Origin of the sequence: Corynebacterium sp. HMSC036D03, assembly GCF_001836185.1 — a bacterium.
Classification (GTDB): domain Bacteria; phylum Actinomycetota; class Actinomycetes; order Mycobacteriales; family Mycobacteriaceae; genus Corynebacterium; species Corynebacterium simulans.
Map to the genome: position 1 here is coordinate 1 of NZ_KV827728.1, position 264 is coordinate 264.

Annotated in this window: 1 protein-coding gene; it reads right to left on the reverse strand. The window is 50.4% G+C overall.

All coding sequences use genetic code 11. From position 1 onward, the window contains the following. Nucleotides 1-22 precede the first annotated feature (22 nt). On the reverse strand, nt 23-264 hold a 242-nt coding region (locus tag HMPREF2692_RS03215; RefSeq protein WP_141761299.1), incomplete at its 5' end, for an integrase core domain-containing protein.

Here is a 264-nt window from a genome sequence, read left to right on the forward strand (position 1 = left end):
TGAAGTGCCCCGAGTTTTGTTCCTAGGCATTTGCCTTGATTTCTATTATTGCTTGGGGTGAGTTCTGCTTCCAAAATTCGGTTTCCACCTCGACCGGGGTTCGGTATCCCAAGCTTTGGTGGAGCCTTGTCTCGTTCCACCATGACACCCACTCGAACGTCGCGATTTCTACCTCGATAACGTCATCCCACCTGCGGGTATGGATCAGCTCGTTCTTGTAGGAGCCGTTAACGTTTTCAGCCAAAGCATTGTCATAGGAGTCAC